At 42.5% G+C, this 1,572-nt stretch carries 1 protein-coding gene; it reads right to left on the bottom strand.

What is annotated here, in order from left to right; all coding sequences use genetic code 11:
• Window positions 1-84: 84 nt before the first annotated feature.
• Window positions 85-1,443, bottom strand: a complete 1,359-nt coding sequence (locus tag AA84_RS0113480) for an IS1182 family transposase (protein ID WP_028977637.1) — start codon at window positions 1,441-1,443, stop codon at window positions 85-87.
• Between the last annotated feature and the right edge of the window lie 129 nt (window positions 1,444-1,572).

The raw sequence follows: 1,572 nt of genomic DNA, 5'->3' as shown, positions 1-1,572 counted from the left end.
ATGAATCAATTTCATAATTGCTCTTTTTTAATAAGCAGAGACTGGCAGAATTTCTAACTTGCCATTTTTTAAAATTCTTTTTGATTATGCTGCTTGGTTTTCCTGATTTAATCGAGCATTTATGCGGTCTGCAGCTAATTTTGATGCGTTGTAAACCAATGTGACGAGATCGAAATGTACTTTTGCCCGTTTTCCGGTTCGGTATCGGACATTGTTGAGCTGATAAAATTCCTTCAAATAGGCGTTTACTCGTTCTACTGCAGTTCGGCGTTTGAAAATGTTTCGCCATGCTTTGGAGCCTCGTGCAGGAGCTGTGTATCGTCGAAGGTCTGTTGTGATTTTCACTTTATGCACTTTTTGGCAGATCCCTTCATGGGCAAGCGGGCAGTTCACACATTCTTTGGGTTGCGTATATTTTAATGTTTCATACTTGGCATCATAGCTGTCATAGCGATAAGCATGCTCTCTGAAACAGGTAAGCGCGAAGTGCTGATTGAAACCTTCTGGTTTCGATTCATTCCGTTTGTTGTACGCGATCACGGATTGATGACCCATAGTGTAAATCTGTTGATAGATTGGTTCGTAATCGTAACCGGCATCCATTGTTTCATAACGTAAAGCGGGCAAGGATAGCCGTTCGTGCATTCCTTTAAGCAATGGGATGGCTGCTTTTCCGTCATTCAGGTTGCCCGAGGAGAATAACGACTGCACGATGTATTGGCTGGTTGTGCTCACTGCCAAATGCCCCTTATAGCCAAACCAAAACACATGCTTGCCTTCGCTGTTCTTTTTAATGCCCCACTTCGGATCTTTTGGAACTTGCGCACGCAGCTCTGAAAGAGAAGCGTCCAGTTGAGTCTCAATTTTCTTTTCAAAAAGGGGTAGATTTGCTTCTTTTTCCGCTTGGTCAGCGAGCCACTTTTCACGCTCCTCATTGGATTTTCGGCCACGTTTTTTCGGCTCTTTATCCGGCTTTACTTGCTTTGGTGGAGCCTGATCACGTGCTTCAAAATGGGTGGCATCAATGGCAACGGTGTCATCCATGATGAATCCTTCAGCGATAGCTTGGGTAATGACTTGTTCCTGAACGACTTCTAAGATCTTTGATTCCTCCAGTTTGGTAATCAACCGAGAATAGGAAGCTTCGGAAGGGATAGGGTCGGAAACAAGAAAATCACAGTTCAGTTTAAAGGCAATGTCTTCTTTGAGCCGTTTGATCAGGGCTTTGACCGTTGGAATACGTTCAACAATCCGAATAAAAACGGAAATAATCATGGCTGAGTAGTTTAAGTCTTCAGGTGCGCCAAGGTGTGTTCTTTTGCTTACTGCATGGTACATTTTATCCAAATTCAAAGCTGAAATAATGGCGTCATAGCGATGGGTAGGTTCCATCTCAAATAATTCCTGAACGCCAAATAAACTCATTTGTCGTATAATGGTCATAGGGAATATCTCTCCGGTCTTTTTTTGGTTTTCTAGTCCATTACCATTATACAAGACTTGGGGAGGTACTTCCTTTTTTGCATTTGAAAACCCTTGGAGCACAAGGGCTAAGAAATATGAAATTCATTC

The sequence above is a fragment of the Sporolactobacillus terrae DSM 11697 genome, assembly GCF_000648615.1.
GTDB classification, from domain to species: Bacteria; Bacillota; Bacilli; order Bacillales; family Sporolactobacillaceae; genus Sporolactobacillus; species Sporolactobacillus terrae.
Note: the sequence above shows the minus strand (reverse complement) of the source record. Positions and strands in the feature narration are given on the sequence as shown.

Excerpts from the sequence above, each read along its gene's own strand:
- AA84_RS0113480 (WP_028977637.1), bottom strand. The coding sequence starts at position 1,443 with ATGACCATTATACGACAAATGAGTTTATTTGGCGTTCAGGAATTATTT.